Here is a 16666-nt window from a genome sequence, read left to right as displayed (position 1 = left end):
TTAAGTACCGAAGTTGGCAAAGTTTTCGCTTCTCCCTCAAAAATATTCATGCACGATTTTCGGCTACGCCATGCCGGCATATCCAATATAATAGGAACACCAGGACAAAGAGAGCATAATGGCATGGCTTGCAAGCGACAGTCATTTAGAGTAAGTACATGAGATCGAGGGAGGAACCCCAAGTGATATCGGCTGCGAATCGACAGGAGTATTACCAGGCATTGCTGGAAAAGAAATCGGAGTACGAGGGCGTTTTTTATGTTGGCGTGAAAACAACGGGGGTATTCTGCCGCCCAACATGCCCAGCCCGGAAACCGAAGATGGAAAATTGCGAATTTTACGAGACGGCTCAAGAAGCGCTGCTTGCTTCCTTCAGACCATGTAAACGATGCCGTCCGCTATCACACCCCAATCAGGTGTCAGACCTGGTCCGGCTGCTCGTCGAGGCGGTGGAAGAAAACCCGGAGAAAAGATGGACTAACCAGGACTTTCAGAAGCTGTCAGTGGATGCTTCGACCGCAAGGCGCCAATTCAAGAAGCGGTTCGGGATGACCTTCGTTGAATATGCACGGGCACGGCGGATGGGACTTGCCCTGAAGCAAATCCGGGAGGGGCACGCCGTCATCGATGCGCAGCTGTCAACCGGCTACGAGTCCAGCAGCGGCTTTAGGGATGCATTTTCCCGCATCATGGGCGCGGCGCCTAGCCGATCGGGGCACCATAACATCTTAAAAGCTTCATGGATCGATACGCGTCTCGGACCGATGATGGCCATCGCAGATGAGGATGCGCTGTATTTACTCGAATTTGTAGACCGACGGGGCTTGGAGCGTGAGGTTGAGCGTCTTCGGCAGAGAACCAAGTCGGCAATCGTTCCGGGTTACACAGCTCCGATTCGTTCGATCGAGCTTGAGCTCGGCGCGTATTTTGACGGGAAGTTAACGGAATTCAAGACGCCCTTGTTCCTGTTAGGATCGCCATTTCAAAAAGAAGTATGGGACCAGTTACTGCAGATTCCACCCGGACAAACGTCTTCGTATGGCGAGATTGCAGCAACCATGGGAAGGCCCACCGCTTATCGTGCCGTTGCCCAAGCGAATGGCGCCAACCAGCTCGCGATTGTCATTCCATGCCACCGAGTGATCAATACGAGCGGCGAATTGGGCGGATACGGCGGAGGATTGTCGCGCAAGCAGTGGCTGCTGCATCATGAGAAATCGATGAGCAATGCAACCATACATGAATTGTAGACTTTGGTCGTAGAAAAGGTCTTACCTATAGGTAAGACCTTTTCTGTATAGATCGTGCAGTCATTGGTATGACGTAATGATATGCAGAATGTTTAAAATAAATAGCATACCTTACATCAGAGGAAAAGGGAGCGTGAACATTGTGCAGAATCACGGACAACTGCCTCAGTGGGCAAACAACTATTTGCAATATATTCAAGTCCCGATAAGGGAGGCTTCATTGGAATATTTAACCGAAATTTGCACCGCACATCATCAGCGTGTACCGTTCGAGAACATTACCACGTTGCTGCAGTATCAAGAATATCATCAAAAAGGAAGATTGGAGCAGGATGAGAAGAGATTCGTAGATCAGCTGTGGCAGCTGAATGCGGGAGGCACTTGTTATATGATTAACAGCAGTCTTCATCAGCTCTTGAACCAGCTTGGTTTCGAAACCCGATATACGCTGCTGGGCGGGGGACATGTTGGGTTACTGGTGCGGATCCCGGGTGAGCAAGAAGAAGTGTACGTGGATTGCGGAAACTCCGCCCCTTTTTTCGAACCCGTACGTTTGGAGAGCGATCCCGAGCAAGTTTCCCAATATGCCGGGATTGAAGTCAGATTGCGCCCAGGGGATGAACCGGGAACATATACGTACTATCGGTATGTGGATGGTCGGCTGATTACAGAATTGGTTTGGTCATTCGACACGCGGGTAACGTATCAATTCGATGATTTCCAGCCGGCCATTGCAAGCTATTTTCAACCGAATGATCTCTTTACCTCTTCATTACGCTGTCAGCTGTGGCAACTGGATCAGCAGCGCTCGCTGTCTCTGGTCGACAATGTACTGAGTATCCGGTATGCAAACGGGAAGGTAGAAAAGCGCATTTTATCCGATCTCAGCGAGCTGCGAGAGGTCATCGATCATGAGTTTCATCTCCCTAAATTGCCTGTTGAAGATGCCGTGAAGGTTCTTCAGGAACTCGGATTTAATATTTTTAAAGGCAGCGCCATGACGATTTCCCTTGAGTAGAACGTTAAGAAACATACGTATTCATTCTGTCGATAAGTCGACGGATGGTTTGATCGTGGAATGAATTGGTATGAGCACGTCTCTATCTGTTGCGGATATGCTACAATTTAACTAGTTATAGCGCTCGGGACTTCATTCAGCAGTGACTCCAATATACAATTAACCCGAAAAATACGGCGCTCAGTTGGAGGTTAGAGATGAATCTCACCAAGAATAAGAGTTACGTATTTTTCTGGTTAGCTTCCACCATTTCATATTTTGGCACGTATATTACCACACTTGCTCTCCAAGTACTGGTGGTGGTTAATCTGGAAGGCAGTACCGTTGATGTGGGCTGGATCAACTCCTCGAGGTGGCTGCCTTATGTGCTGCTGGGATTGGTGGCTGGAGTGATTATTGATCGCGTCAGTCGTCGGAACATCCTGGTACTGACCGATCTGGGGCGGGGAATCTTGCTCGTAGCGATTTGCCTACTGGCATTGTTCGATGAAATCAATGTGGGCATTCTGATGATCATCATGATACTCTTCGGGGCGATGTCGTTATTCAATGATGCTGCATCTCAATCTATTGTGCCCCAACTCGTGCCGAGAAGGTTGTTATTGCCCGCTTATGCACGGTTGGAGCAAAGCGCAGCCGTTGCGGAAACCAGCGGCCCCGCAGCTGCTGGTTTATTAATCTCCATCGTTACGGCTCCGTTTGCAATCTTGGTTAACGCAGCTTCGTATCTATTTTCAGGGCTGGTCATGGCTTTCATTAAACATCAGCCCATACCGGAAAAGGCCTCGAATGAACGCATACTTGAATTGATAAAGGAAGGATTGCGCTGGGTCTACCGGCATCCATTTCTCAGCACGCTGGCACTCAATACCCATGCGTGGTTTCTATTTAACAGTATGCTGGGTACGGTGCTGGTAACTTACGCTCTCACCGAATTAGGGTTTCATGCGTCAACCCTGGGACTGGTCATGACATCAGCAGGGTTTGGCGCTGTTATAGGCACGACGTTATCAACCCGGGTCAGCAAGCGATTTGGAATTGGACGCAGCATCACGTTTGCCAGACTTTTGTATGCACCGGCGGTCCTGTCCATGGCTCTGGCACCACCCACTGACAACGGTGATCTGTCGATTCAGACCTTCCTCATGATCGGATTTGGGCAACTGTTTTATGGTTTAGCATTAGGTATTGAGGGTCCGATTGAGATGGGTTACCGGCAGACGATCACACCCGCACACTTGCATGGGCGTATGAATGCCACCATGAGGTCTATCAACCGCAGTATGATCGTTATTGGAGCGCCTCTGGGTGGCTTCATCGCTGATGTATTTGGATTTCGCACAGCATTAGGCGTTGTTATCACCGGACTGGCTGTAGTCGGAATTTGGTTCGTGTTCTCACCGATGCGGGCTGCCCGGATGGATGATACGACGGATGTGAGTAATTAGATCGATACGTTCTGCACGGTCATAGTGCCGTTACCTATGGAATCTTAGCTCCCCGCACGATTTCAATATCAACCACACACAGTACGGTTCCGCAGGTACGAAAGAGAGGGAAAGACCAGATGATGGTTTCGATTCTAGCTTTGGCGGCAGCCGTTTCGGGCGGCATTGTCGCCTCCGGGGCGGGGGTGGCTATTTTGGCCTATGTTTGTATTCTTTTTGATCGGTTTTTCTGGAAAGAAGGGGAGAACGGCCGAATTTCCTGACTTCGGACGGGCTCAAAGCCATCGGCACGCTCTTGGTTGCGGCCGTATTCATGGTCTTGGCCTATGCCTGTACCTTGACCAGCGGCTCTTTGATCCGTATTAACGGGATGGACCTTGTCTTCCAATACGAGCAAGGAAAGAAGCTGCTGTTTATCGGATTGGCCTCCGCTGCATGGTTTGTTGCCAGCTTTCTGTGGCTGCTCCCGTACATTGTGGAGATCAAGCCGCGGGAGTGGAATCGCAATCACCTGATAGGGGTCGGCGTTTATTTCGCACTTGTTTTTACCGCCGCCGGTGCCGCGATGTTATGAATGTGGCCTGAATAAGCAGTCTAGAACGTATCGAGTTACTAATGTGCAAAGCAGCCTAGCTCCTGCCTTAAAGGATGAGCCGGGGCTGCTTTTTGCTACCCCATTATATAGAAGGAAAAAATTTAGCGTGGGCTCTTCTCCTGCCCCGGCCTTGCCGGCACCGTTGCCGTTTCCCGGAATTTGACCGGGGATACGCCATAGTTGGCACGGAATACCCGGTGAAAGTAGGAGTAGCTGGCGAAGCCGCAGGTTTCCGCGATTTCTTCCAATGTCATCGTGCTGTATTTGATGCGCTCGACGGCTGCGTTCAGCCTGATCTCGAGGGCGTATTGGATCATGGTTTTTCCGTAATACTCCTTAAACAGCTTAACCGCCCGGGATAAGCTGAGCCCGACATGGGAAGCGGCCTCTTCCAGCTTAAAGGTAAGGGTGGCATGCTCCTCCACGAATCGCTTCAGCCGCAGGGCAGTGAAGGCAAGGCGATCGGTCGGCTTGATCTCGGTAATGGCGCGGTCCAGGCAGAGGCAGAGACTGCGCAGCAGGTAGTCGGTCAGTTCCCCGATTTCCCCTTCAAGGCCGCGCCGCTTCTCCAGCAGCATTTGTCTCCACAAACCCAGCAAATAATCGTCGAGCCCCACGTGACTGACGACAGGGCGGGGGATACGGTTCCACCAGTCATCAATCCAGGAGCCGTCGCAGAATATAAAATAATCCCCGCTGGATACCCGGCCATCCTCACCGTCTTCCTTCACCCGCAGCTCGTATTCATCGCCGGGCTTCAACAGCAGCAGGTCGCCTGCCTGCACGTGGTGCTCGATGCCGTTGCAGTAGATTTCGCAGGAGCCTTCGGTTTGGAGTCGGAACAGATAGGTTGTCAAGCCGCCCCGATGGCTGTTGCTGAATTGCTGAAAGTGATAGGAATAGTCGCAGATGAGCAGCCTTGCTTCCATAATGGTAACAACCCCCAGTAAAAATATAAGCAGATAGTTCATGTTGCAGCAATATTGTTTATGTTCATTTTAGCCTATTTGCATGTATGATAGTAGCAGATAGAGCAGTAACTCATTTTTGGAATCGAGGTGCGCTATAATGAGAAGAATGAACATTGGTTTGCAATTGTATACGCTGCGCGATGAAACGGCACAGGATTTCCGCGGTACGCTCCGCAAAGTCGCTGAATTGGGTTATGAAGGCGTGGAATTCGCAGGTTATGGAGACATTCCGGCCGAGGAAATGAAAACGCTTCTTCAAGAGCTTGGCCTGAAAGCGATCGGCAGTCACGTGGGCCTGCATCTGCTTCGCGCAGACCTGCAGAAGGAAATTGATTACCTGAAAACCATTGGCGCTAAATATATGATGTGTCCATATGTGGCCGAAGAAGATCGTAAAGATGCCGAGGATTGGAAGAACCTCTTCTCCTTCTTGGAGGAAGTAGGGGCTGAAGCCCGCAAGCAGGGACTGATCTTTGGATACCATAACCATGCATTCGAGTTCGAAGCCGAGGTTGATGGCCAGTTCGTCTTTGATGCAATGTATTCCGCAACGACGCCGGAAGCCGTGCAAGTGGAGATGGACGTATGCTGGGTACAATTCGCCGGACAAGATCCGCTTGCCTATATTCCGAAATACGCAGGACGTCTTCCGCTGCTTCACCTGAAAGATTTCAGCAAGGATGCGGAAGGCAACATGAAAACGCTGGAGCTGAGCCAAGGCTCGGTTAACCTGCCGGGCGTCATTCAGGCTGCATCCGATGCAGGTACGGAATGGCTGATCGTCGAGCAGGACGTATGTCAGAATCCGCCGCTGCAAAGCGTGGAGAACAGCATGAACTGGCTGAAGCAGAACTACCTGAACCAATTTTAATTTATGAGCACAAAGGAGACTTTCGATGAGTAAAATTAAAGTGGCAGTGTTTGGCTGCGGCGCGATCGCCCAGCGCAGACATATTCCTGAATATGCGAACAATGCTAACGTGGAGCTGGTTGCTTTTGCCGATCCGGTAAAAGAACGCGCCGAAGAGATGGCAGCCCAGTATGGCGGTAAAGCCTACGCAGACTACCAAGAACTGTTGAAGAACGAGAAGCTGGACGCCGTTAGCGTATGTACGCCGAACTATCTGCATGCTCCGATGAGCATCGTGGCTGCGAATGCCGGCCTTCATGTGCTGGTGGAGAAGCCGATGGCTACGACGGCTGAAGAAGGAGAGCAAATGATCGAGGCCGCCCGCAAGAACGGGGTGTACCTGATGGTAGGCCACAATCAGCGCCTCATGCCTCCGCACGTAAAAGCGAAGGAAATTCTGGATTCCGGCAAGCTCGGTAAAGTGCTTACCTTCCGTACTTCCTTCGGCCACGGCGGTCCGGAGAGCTGGAGCCTGGATGGACGCGACAGCTGGTTCTTCCGCAAAGAAGAAGCGATTATGGGCGCCATGGGCGATCTCGGCGTGCACAAATCCGACTTTATCCGTTATTTGCTGAACGATGAAATCGTGGAAGTGGCAGGTTTCATCGGTACGGTCCATAAAGAAGGAACCGATGTGGACGACAACGCGACTTGCATCGTTCGCATGAAGAGCGGGGCCGTGGGCACGCTGATGGCAAGCTGGACGCATTACAGATCCGGCGATAACGGAACAGTGTTATGGTGCGAGAAGGGTGCCATGAAGATCGGTACCGTTAACGGCGACGAGGTGGTTGTGGAGCTGACCGACGGTACGGTGGAGACCTACAAGGTTGGCGCCATGGCAACCAATGAGAAGCAGGTTCCGAGCGGCGTCATCGACGCTTTCGTTGAATCCATTCTCACGAACACGCCGCCTAGCATTTCCGGTGAGGAAGGACTGCGTTCCTTGAACGTGATCCTGGGTGCATTCGAATCCCAAGAGACCGGTAAAATCGTGAAGCTGTAATAAATGAGAGTAGAGGGAGGCCGTATGCGTACGGTCTCCTTTTGTTTCTACGGGACAGTAACGCATAGCTTCGGGAAGTTAAGCATATAAAAAGAGCCGCTCTGCCATGTTCATGGAGAGCGGCCTTTTCGCGTATAGAGAATTTACTTAGGCATACGTGTTGTCCGATACATCCCATCCATCTTGATGCTGTCTCCATCCTCTGTGACGGGGATGAAGATCGGCCGTTCATCCGGCGTGCGGTTGGGGGTATGCACGGTCAGCATCAGCTGCCCGTTCCAGGTACGGAACACCATGCCGTGCCCGCCGTCGCTGGCGTATAAGGGTTCTGGCTCTTGAAGCCAGGGACCCGTCAGCTTGCCGGTTGTCGACTTGGCCACGCCGAGCGCGTATCGGCCATCCACAAAGCTGGCCCATAATAGGAGCAGACTCCCTGACGTTGTCCGAAACAGAAACGGTCCGTCCGTCACGTAGTTGCCCGATCCGGGAAAGCGGAGCGAGTGGAAAGGCGTGGCCCAAGCGGCTTCGGAGGCACGGAACAGTGTCACGGGCTCCGAGGCTGCTTCCATGAGATCGGGACTCAGGCGCATGGCGCAGATCTCGCCGTCCCCGACCTGCTGCCATTCATGGCAGAACACCATCCACGGCTGATCCGTTTCGTCGATATAGAGCGTGCCGTCCAGGGAACTCCAGTCGGCTGGGGTCACGGGCCCTTCGCTATGGAGGGAGAAGGGCCCCGTCGGCTGCTCAGCCGACAGCACCGCAGTGCCCAGCCGATCGTTATCTTTTCGGCGGAAGGTGGCAAACATGATGTAACGCCCATGGTAGTAGTAGACTTCGGGTGCCCAGAAGTTCACGTCCGCAAAGAAACCGTCCGGTTTGCGAAAGACCGTGTAAGGGCCTTCCCAATCGTCGAGATCACGGCTGATATAGACATCGAAGCCGGTCCCTTCCTTCCAAATATTTTTGTCGGTGCTGCCGTACATGTAGTATATTCGTTGTGCCGGGTCAGGCAGTACGTAGGGGTCCCGAAGCTGAATGTCTTGAGTTTTCACGCTTAAGCGTTCACCTCCTTCAATTAACGATAGGCAGGATAGATGATGCCGATATCCCTCTCCGTCTTTAAATCTCCGTCTGAATACAGCTGCATCTCATTGCCTTTGATCCGGATCGGAATGGATGTGCTTTGATAGCGGAGCTCGCCTTCAATGGTACGCACGCTCATGCCGATCACGCCCTCCAATTGTCCACTGCGGTCCGTGACCAGCCGAATCCCGGCGGGGCCTTGAATATGAACGCGGCCTTCCCGGTATACAGTAACGTTGTCCGGGGTATTCACCAATTCGTAGTGCAGTCCGTTCACGGTTCGGCTATAGGCCGTGTTGCCGGCGACTTCTTCGCCATGATCCATGTCGACGGGTAGAAGACCGGTAAACCATAACCGATCTGATCCGATCGGCATGATGCCGCAGAGCCGTTCCACGTAATCCAGCAGGCACAGAATGGAAGGGGAATACACCTCGGTAAAGCCCTCTTCACCGGTCCAAGGGCTCAAGGTTTGCGGGAAGCGCTTCGCCTTGGACAAGGCGGACAGAATGGGCTGCAGCACCCAGGTCAGCTCGACATAGCGGTGGTGATGTTCAAAGGCATGCGGCGCCCGGACCAAGCTCAGGAAATTGGACGGCCCGCCCCAGCTGTTGTAAGAGGAGGACGGATCGAACCGCGGATCGTCCATTGCGATGGACGTAAACGGATATTTGGCGAAGAATTTGCGGGTATTCAGCAAATAGCGACGCAGCATGTTGTCAAACAGCTCGCGGTCGCCCACCTCGCAGGCCATCACGCGCAGCAGCACGTCGGATTGGACCCGGACCAGTTCGTCGTTCCGATCCCGGTCGTAGAAGAATTGATCCTCCTCGTCATAACAATATCGGAAGAGGCTGTTCAGGCTGGCTTCGGCTTTGACCCTCCAATCGGCTCCGGATTCACCGAGCTCTTCGGCTATGCGGGCTAAATACATGCGCTGGCAGTAGATATTGGCCGTCAAGTCCGGTGCCAGGAAGGGCAGTACCGGGGAGTCCGGGTGGGAGGCGGCAGCATCGTTCCTATAGGGCGTGTCCGGAACATGCCAGAACCTGGGCGACAGATCATGCCCGGTATCAAAGGTGCTGAAAGCCTCCACGCAGCCGGTCCCCCGGGTGCTGCGGTAACGCGCGATCCAATCGTCGTAACGCGACATGGCTTGGTACATGGTCTTCAGGAAGGAGAGGTCCCTTCCATGAAGCTCATAGTGGTTCCAGACGCAGCGCGCCAGCGGCGTGACGAGCTGGATCTGGCGGAATGAAGGGCCGCTCTCCGTCAGTTTATAAGGGAGCAGCCCATCCTCCCTTTGCTGATCCGCAAAGGAGAGGTACGTGGTTTCCGAGACCGAAGGGATCAGTCGCGATAGCAGTTCCGCGTTGATGGTGCCGGTGCTCTCCAGCCAGCAGCCAAGATAGATACCGCCCTCCTGCAGAATCGGATCGGTGCCGTTCATCGGCATGATGCAGGCCAACAGCTTCTCCAGCGCGTTATAATAGGTTGCTTCGAGCTGTCCGCCCGATGCCGCGAATCGGACGCCAGTCGTCTGCCACTCCTGCAGCAGCTTCCGGTCTTCCGGCTTACCCGGGTGCACCTGATCCGGTATCGAAATCCGGCGCAGCCGGTCCAGCATAACTTCTGTCATGTCCGCCTCCTTGAAAGCTTGTTATTGATTCGATTCAAATATGCGCACGGTGCCGTTATAGAAGTCCGCAACGGCCTGCTCGACGTTTTTCCGGCCGAAACCGATCTCCTGGGTCGTCGTCTGGGCCAGCTTGGAGAACTCGGCGAATCCCGGCGGATTATAACTTACGTCAAAAGGCTCAGTTTTCGTGGCTTCTGATACGAGACTCGTGTAATTGTATACAATCTCTTCCACGGGGCCTGCTTCCTCCTGGAGAAGGTTGCGGTTGGCTTCCGTTACCGGCACGCCGCGGTCGTTACCGAGGATTTTGGCCGCTTCGGGATCATTGATCCAGAAGTCCATGAGCGTGGCGACCTCCTTCGGATGCTTGGTGTTGGCATATCCGGATAGTCCTTGGCTGGACTCGAATACTACGCCCGTTCCCTTCGGGCCTCTAGGTACCGGGTGGAGGATGAGCGGATCTTTCGTCAGGCTCTGGAATGCGGCCAGCTGATTGGAAGGGAGGAGGCTCATGGCCGCTTTGCCCGTAATCAACAAGGATTTGCTGGTATCATCGTGCGGGTTGGACACCTGAAGTTCAGGCGTAACGACACCTCCGACTTTCGATGCCTGCTCCCAATACTCGAACCATTCCTGAATGTCTTCCTGGTTAAAACCAAGCTTTCCGTTCTCCATGTCATACAGCTGTTTTCCGCGCTGCTTCAGAAAGATATCCATTCCGTCGACGGTAAAATTATAAGTGCCGTATACGCCGTCGCCAAGCTTGTCGGACAATTCTTTGCTGATGGCGGCATATTCCTCCCAATCCCAATCCTGCTCCGGCAGAGGAATGCCAGCCTTTTCGAACAGAGCCTTGTTGATGACGATTCCCCGGGCGTTAGCGCCGGCCGAAATATGCTGCAGCTTCCCATCCAGACGTCCGTATTCCACCATAGTGGCATCCATGCCGTCCAGCTTCAGTTCGCTGCCGACATACGGATCCAGGTTTAGCAGCACATCTTTTTTGGCGTAGTCCACCACGTTTCCGCCCAGGAAGAAGATATCCGGTGCGGTGCCGGAAGCGAGCTGGGTGTTCAGCTTATCGAAATATCCGGAGGAAGGCGAGAATTCGCCGACGATTTTGATGTTCGGATGCTTGCTCTGGAACACCTTCAGGGCTTCGTTCGTAATATCGGCCCGTTTCTGGTCGCCCCACCACATCATGCGCAGCTCGACCTGGCCGCTCGGCTCGGCCCCTGCGTCCGTACTCCCGCCTTCTCCAGTGTGATCCGTTCCGGAACAAGCGGTGACAAATAACAGGAGCGAAGCCAATATTCCAACGAAACATTTCTTCAACATGGATAATCCCCCAGTCTAATCATAATTGGTTCATTTGCAGCACGCCTTCGCACGACAGAGCTTCTGAGACTACTTCAGGCCGGTCGTGGCAATGCCTTCGAGAAAATAGCGTTGAAACACCAGAAAGATGATCGTCACAGGCAGCAGCGACAGCGTGGACATGGCGAGCAGGGCCCCCCAATCCGATTGCCCCGAAGGATCGAACAGGGATCGGATCCCCAGCTGTACAGTAAACAAATCAATCTTGCTTAAATAGATCATCTGGCTGAAGAAGTCGTCCCAGCTCCAGATGAAGGTGAAGATGGCCGTCGTAATCAGCGCAGGGACGAGAAGCGGCACCACGATGCGGAAGAAGATCTGCGATTGTCCGCAGCCGTCGATGGTCGCGCTCTCGTCCAGCTCCCGCGGAATGCCGCGGATGAACTGAACCATCAGCAGAATGAAGAAGGAGTCATGCGCCAGCCATTTGGGCAGGATGAGCGGAAAATACGTATTGATCCAATGAAGCTCGTTATACAGAATGTATTGAGGCACGAGCGTTACGTGGTAAGGCAGCATAATCGTCACCAGCATGATGCTGAACCACAAGCCTTTGAATTTGAACTTCAATCGCGAGAAGGCGTAGGCTGCCAGGGAACAGGAGACGATGTTCCCGATGACGCTCATGACCGAGATCAGCACGGAGTTGCCGAAGAACCGCCCGAAGGAAATGCCCTGGAGCCCGCTCCAGCCGTTCACGTAATGATCCAGTGTGAAGGCCGTCGGAATGAGGCTGCTGTTGGTAAAGATAAGATGATTCGGTTTAAACGAGCTGAAGACGAGCCACAGCACCGGATACAGCATGAGCAGGCCGAGGAGGATAATGGCGGCATGCCTCCCGGCTTGGACGAGTTGTCGCTTAAGCGGCATGTCTATTACCTCCCTTCCTGGTTATCCCCGTAGAAGACCCAGAATTTTGATGTGAGAAAAACGATTCCGGTGAACACGCCGATGATGACCAGCATGATCCATGCCAGCGCCGAGGCATAACCCATATCGAAGAACGAGAAGCCTTTCAGATACAGGTACAAGGTGTAGAACATCGTGGCGTCGAGCGGCCCTCCCCGCCCGTCTCCGATGACATAGGCCGGCGTGAAGGCTTGGAACGAATTGATCATGCTCATGATCAGATTGAAAAAGATAACGGGTGACAGCATGGGCAGCGTGATGCCGAAGAACTGACGAATCTTTCCGGCACCGTCTACGCCGGATGCTTCATATAAATCAGTCGGAATCTGTTTCAGACCGGCAAGGAAGATGACCATGGCCGATCCGAACTGCCAGACGGACAGCGTGATGATCGTATACACCACATAGTCGGGGTGGGCGATCCACGAGGGGCCCGAGATGCCGAACCAGCCGAGGAACTGGTTGACCAGACCGCTACCGTCAAAGATTTGGCGCCAGACGATGGCAATGGCAACGCTGCCTCCCAACAAGGAAGGGATATAGTACACGGTCCGGTAAATGCCGAGTCCGCGGATGCCCTTGTTCAAGGCCAAGGCGACCAGCAGCGCGAACGCAAGTCTCAGCGGCACGGATAAGAACACATAGTAGAACGTTAGCCACAAGGATCTTTGAAACGTATCGTCCTCGGTAAAAATCTGGACATAGTTGCTGAGTCCCGTCCAAGTCGGCGATGAGAGCAGGTTGAATTTGGTCATGGATAAGTACAGCGATGCAATCATCGGCCCCAGCGTCAGACAGAAGAAACCGATGAGCCAAGGCAGAAGAAACAAGTAGGCTGTCTTATTCTGCTGGCCGTATAAGGGCCTGGACAGCTTTCTCATAATGTACCTCCCTTCAGGATGGATGAGCATGGGCGGTTACCTGACGGCTTGAAGCCGCTTACAATCGGGATGTCGGTGCGCCTGGTAAACTCATCATACCGGGGGAGGAGAAAGGGCGGAATCTCATTTCTTCGGATCATCGCGTTCGATTTTTTCGGATTGCGACAGTCGGAACTCGGAAGGGCTCTGATTGAACATTTTTTTGAATTTGGAGCTGAAATAGCCGGGAGAAGAGAAGCCCGTCAGCTCGGCTATGTCCCATACCGTCAATCGGGTCTCCTGCAGCAGGCGTACGGCGTGTTTCATCCGAACTTCCGTAACGTACTGGATGAACGAGACTCCAGCCCCTTCCTTGAACATCTCCGAGAAGTAGGTAGGGTGGTAGTTATACTGCTCGGCCAGCGAGGTCAGCGATAATTCCTGCATGTAATTTTCCTTGATATACCGCTTGGCGGATTCAATCAGGGTAGCGTCTTTGTCTCCGGATTCCAGGTGGTGGTCCACAAAATCCTGCGCCCACTGCATCAGCAGGCGTTCCGCCTGCTCCGGGGTCTCCAGCCATAAAACCCATTCGGGTGAAATCCATAGAGGCCCCCCTCCCTGTGAATGCCGTATGTTGTCGACGGCGGCCGATTCCATAATCAGCGTAATTTGAAAAAGGCTCCGTACCAAGCGGGAAGGCGATAGCCGGAATGCCTCGCCCAGTTCCCTCCGGATGATGCTGCGGAAGGATTCCAATTCGCCCCGGATCAGGCAGCGATGAAGCGCGCGGCTTGTTTCCTCCGGCAGCAGCGGACTTTGGTCGGTTACGGGTGCCTGATCCGGTCCGTTCTGGCGTCCTGCCAGATTCCAGGCCAGGAGGGAGTGGATATAACCCTCTTTCCATCGCTCAAGTCCCGATACGGGCAGCCCGAGTCCCACCTGCACCTCCACGGTTAAATACGATGATGCCTGCGCGGCGAGTTTATCCGCGAATTCATGCTGAATGCCGTCAAGCGCAATGAAATGCATGATGCCGGGATGAGCTGTATCATGAAACACTTGAACGCCGCCCGGATAAGACTCGGCGATTTCATGGCAGACCATTTGAAACGGAAGGCGGAGATATTCGGGCGCGCGGCCTTCGGGTGCTTTCTGCATGCCGGATTCCCTCATGCCCGCGGTGATGAAGCAAACGCACCCGTCCTGCCAGTCCTCCAGGTGGAACAGTCGAATCCGTTCCGGCAGGGAGGCGGGGGGCAGACGATTGCCGCGCACGAGATCCAGCAGGAAGCGCTCCTTCATTTCTTTGTAATACTGGGATAGCCGCCACTGCATCATTGCCGCATCATCCCGTACCTTGCGGTTCTTATCCAATTCCTGTTTGATTTTGCTTAAGGCGGATTTCAGGTCGCCCCGGGCTACGGGCTTCAGCAAGTAGTCCATGGCCTGGCTGCGGACGCCCGCTCTGGCGTATTGAAAATCCTCGTATCCTGTAATGATGATGATCTGGATGGTCGGATTGTGGCTCCGGCAAACATCGAGCAGCTGGACGCCGTCCATGACGGGCATGTTCATGTCGGTAATGAGCAGGTCATACGAATGGGATTTCAAGAGCTCTTCAGCTTCCAGGCCGTTCCCGGCCTCCCCCGAAATGGCAAAGCCCATACTTTCCCAGTCGACTTTCAGCTTTAGTCCTTCACGAACCTCGATCTCGTCATCTGCGATCAATACGTTGTACATGATATTCCTCCTGTACCGGTAGAATCAGTTCGATGCATGTGCCGACTTCGCTCCCGTTCCGAATATGAACGGCAAATAAGTCGCCGTAATGCAAGCGGCAGCGTGCAATCACGTTGCCGAGTCCAATGTGCCAGCTCTCGCTTCGGAGGATCGGCTCTAATTGAGAGGCCGCCGCGGGATCCTGGAGTTTGCGGATGATCTCGGAGGGCATGCCTGGACCGTTATCCGCGACGTGGAGGTGCAGGCGATTGCCCTGCCTGCTGATCCGGATGTCCACCTGTGCCGTGGTTTGATGCTGAAAGCTGTACTTGACCGCATTCTCGATCAGCGGCTGCAGAATGAACTTGATCATCACCAGTGAATCCAGCCGGCCTTCCTCGTGGATGGAGATGTCGAGTTTATGCCCGAAGCGGGTTTGCAGAATGGAGATATAGTGGCGGACATAAGCCAGTTCTTCGGCTAAGAGGACCCGGTCGTCACTGGTATTCATGGAGAAGCGCATCATTTTGCCCAGGTCCTCGATCACCTGCACGGTGTCGTCCGTTCGGCGCTGCATGGCAAGACTGCTCACCAGCTCCAGGGTGTTAAACATGAAGTGGGGATTGATCTGCATGAGCAGCGCTTTATATTCGGCTTGCTGGCGGAGCAGCTTCAGCTCGAATTCGTTCTGGATATGCTGCCGCAGGCGGCTGACCATATAGCGGAAGGTGGAGATGACGTAACTGACCTCGCTCTTTACGTTTTTGTCGGGAGGCAGCACGGACTCGGCCTGGTCGAATGCTCCGCGCTGCACCTGCCTCATCGCCAGCACCAGACGCGTTAAAGGCTTGGTGACGCCATAGGAGAGCCATGCGGCGGCAAACAGGGAGGCCAGGATCAGAACGACCGTAACCACCAGAATCGTGCTCTGAAGCTTGTGAAGAGAGGAGTACAGCTCCTTTTCCGGCGCTAGTCCAGCCAGCATCCAGCCGGTGCGCCCCAGCTTCTTGTAAACCAGAATGTCCCGCTGCCCTTCATCGTTGGTCAGATAGACAACGCCCGATTTCAGCGGGCCGTTTCGAATGCGATCGATCTCCGATAGGGCTTCGGTGCCAAGTTCATGCGCCTGCTGGGATAGAATCGGGCTTCCTTGCTCGTTCAACAGAAAAATCGTGCTGTTCTTGGCCAGATGGATCCGGGTGAGCGGCTCCAGAAAATAAGACTCGCTGACGTTAACCTTCATCACGTTCTGCGCCGTGGCATGATGGAAGGTCCCGATGGGCATCAGCAGGCTGACGACGGGATTGCCGTGATCCCGGACACGTTCATGCTGGTCCGTATGCGCTGGCAGCCAGCGGTCTCCGGACGCGAAGAAGTTCGTGTACCACGATTCCCGCAAAAAGGCCGGGTCGCTTTCGACTTGGTTCTCGCCGCCGATCCGAAGTCCGCTGCGCCGGTAGATGGACACATCGGAGATACTGGTGTAGCTGTTAGTCGCCTGGGTCAGAAATCGGCTCATGGCAAGATTGGCCAGCATTTTCTCCCCTTCGGGCAGCAGCGGGTCACTGATGGCGTTATCCCAGTTCTTGGCCGTGTCGCTGTTGAACACGAGGGAAGCGACATCATAAATCTGCATCTGGACCATATCGACGTAGGAGCCGTATTCCTCCATCTTCTCAAGGGCAGAGGATTCGATGTAGGAGCGGATCACGGTGCGCGATTCCGTAAACAGCAGGAAGGAGAGCGTGCCGAAAGAGAGGACGAAGAGTGCGACGATAAAGGCGATCAAACGGCTCTTTAATGAGAAGAACATCCATTTCCTCCTTTACGAAAAGCGGATTTCTAGGCGGTCTGCGACATGTGAAAAAAGGCTGC

General features: G+C 53.7%; 15 protein-coding genes. 7 read left to right on the top strand and 8 right to left on the bottom strand.

Annotated features, from left to right (window positions below; genetic code table 11):
* Positions 1–182 precede the first annotated feature (182 nt).
* The 5 genes from M4D81_RS12635 to M4D81_RS12615 all read left to right on the top strand — a co-directional run bounded on the left by M4D81_RS12635 (position 183) and on the right by M4D81_RS12615 (position 4290).
* On the top strand, positions 183–1250 hold the full coding sequence (locus M4D81_RS12635) for a bifunctional transcriptional activator/DNA repair enzyme AdaA (RefSeq protein WP_260066653.1): 1068 nt from the start codon (positions 183–185) through the stop codon (positions 1248–1250).
* Positions 1251–1383: 133 nt separating this feature from the next.
* Entirely contained in the window at positions 1384–2268 is an 885-nt protein-coding gene (locus M4D81_RS12630; RefSeq protein ID WP_260066652.1) for an arylamine N-acetyltransferase, read from the top strand.
* 197 nt (positions 2269–2465) lie between these two features.
* Positions 2466–3716, top strand: a complete 1251-nt coding sequence (locus M4D81_RS12625) for an MFS transporter (protein ID WP_260066650.1) — start codon at positions 2466–2468, stop codon at positions 3714–3716.
* A gap of 119 nt (positions 3717–3835) precedes the next feature.
* The gene (locus M4D81_RS12620) at positions 3836–3979 is read left to right on the top strand and encodes a hypothetical protein (RefSeq protein WP_260066645.1); all 144 of its coding nucleotides are present in this window, start codon (positions 3836–3838) and stop codon (positions 3977–3979) included.
* A 50-nt stretch (positions 3980–4029) separates the two neighbouring features.
* Positions 4030–4290, top strand: coding sequence for a hypothetical protein (locus M4D81_RS12615; protein WP_260066643.1), 261 nt, complete (start codon positions 4030–4032; stop codon positions 4288–4290).
* Between the two features lie 122 nt (positions 4291–4412).
* On the opposite strand, the gene M4D81_RS12610 is transcribed toward M4D81_RS12615, so the two are convergent.
* Entirely contained in the window at positions 4413–5240 is an 828-nt protein-coding gene (locus tag M4D81_RS12610) for a helix-turn-helix domain-containing protein (RefSeq protein ID WP_071222296.1), read from the bottom strand.
* Between the two features lie 139 nt (positions 5241–5379).
* Here M4D81_RS12610 and M4D81_RS12605 point away from each other — a divergent pair, with 139 nt between their 5' ends.
* Together M4D81_RS12605 and M4D81_RS12600 are read left to right on the top strand one after the other, a co-directional pair.
* Positions 5380–6153: a sugar phosphate isomerase/epimerase family protein gene (locus M4D81_RS12605; protein ID WP_260066642.1), complete on the top strand. Its 774-nt coding sequence runs from the start codon at positions 5380–5382 to the stop codon at positions 6151–6153.
* Positions 6154–6178: 25 nt separating this feature from the next.
* Positions 6179–7198 (top strand): Gfo/Idh/MocA family protein, encoded by a 1020-nt coding sequence (locus M4D81_RS12600; protein WP_260066641.1) that lies wholly within the window; start codon positions 6179–6181, stop codon positions 7196–7198.
* A gap of 143 nt (positions 7199–7341) precedes the next feature.
* Here the strand turns inward: M4D81_RS12600 and M4D81_RS12595 are convergent, their stop codons facing one another.
* From M4D81_RS12595 to M4D81_RS12565, 7 genes are all read right to left on the bottom strand, one after another.
* Positions 7342–8253 (bottom strand): glycoside hydrolase family 43 protein, encoded by a 912-nt coding sequence (locus tag M4D81_RS12595; protein WP_260066639.1) that lies wholly within the window; start codon positions 8251–8253, stop codon positions 7342–7344.
* A 23-nt stretch (positions 8254–8276) separates the two neighbouring features.
* Positions 8277–9923, bottom strand: coding sequence for an MGH1-like glycoside hydrolase domain-containing protein (locus tag M4D81_RS12590; protein WP_260066637.1), 1647 nt, complete (start codon positions 9921–9923; stop codon positions 8277–8279).
* A gap of 21 nt (positions 9924–9944) precedes the next feature.
* Positions 9945–11261, bottom strand: a complete 1317-nt coding sequence (locus M4D81_RS12585; RefSeq protein WP_260066636.1) for an ABC transporter substrate-binding protein — start codon at positions 11259–11261, stop codon at positions 9945–9947.
* 69 nt (positions 11262–11330) lie between these two features.
* Positions 11331–12170 carry a carbohydrate ABC transporter permease gene (locus M4D81_RS12580; RefSeq protein WP_012818681.1) on the bottom strand — a complete coding sequence of 280 codons (840 nt, stop codon included), beginning with the start codon at positions 12168–12170 and terminating at the stop codon, positions 11331–11333.
* Between the two features lie 5 nt (positions 12171–12175).
* On the bottom strand, positions 12176–13090 hold the full coding sequence (locus M4D81_RS12575; RefSeq protein ID WP_260066634.1) for a carbohydrate ABC transporter permease: 915 nt from the start codon (positions 13088–13090) through the stop codon (positions 12176–12178).
* 123 nt (positions 13091–13213) lie between these two features.
* The gene (locus M4D81_RS12570) at positions 13214–14812 is read right to left on the bottom strand and encodes a response regulator (protein WP_260066632.1); all 1599 of its coding nucleotides are present in this window, start codon (positions 14810–14812) and stop codon (positions 13214–13216) included.
* Positions 14787–16604 (bottom strand): cache domain-containing sensor histidine kinase, encoded by a 1818-nt coding sequence (locus tag M4D81_RS12565; RefSeq protein WP_260066630.1) that lies wholly within the window; start codon positions 16602–16604, stop codon positions 14787–14789. Before M4D81_RS12565 ends, M4D81_RS12570 begins: the two co-directional genes overlap by 26 nt.
* Positions 16605–16666: the final 62 nt, after the last annotated feature.

This window comes from Paenibacillus sp. p3-SID867 (assembly GCF_025142895.1).
In the GTDB taxonomy this organism is placed as follows: Bacteria; Bacillota; Bacilli; order Paenibacillales; family Paenibacillaceae; genus Paenibacillus_AQ.
This window is presented reverse-complemented; position numbering and strand designations above follow the sequence as displayed.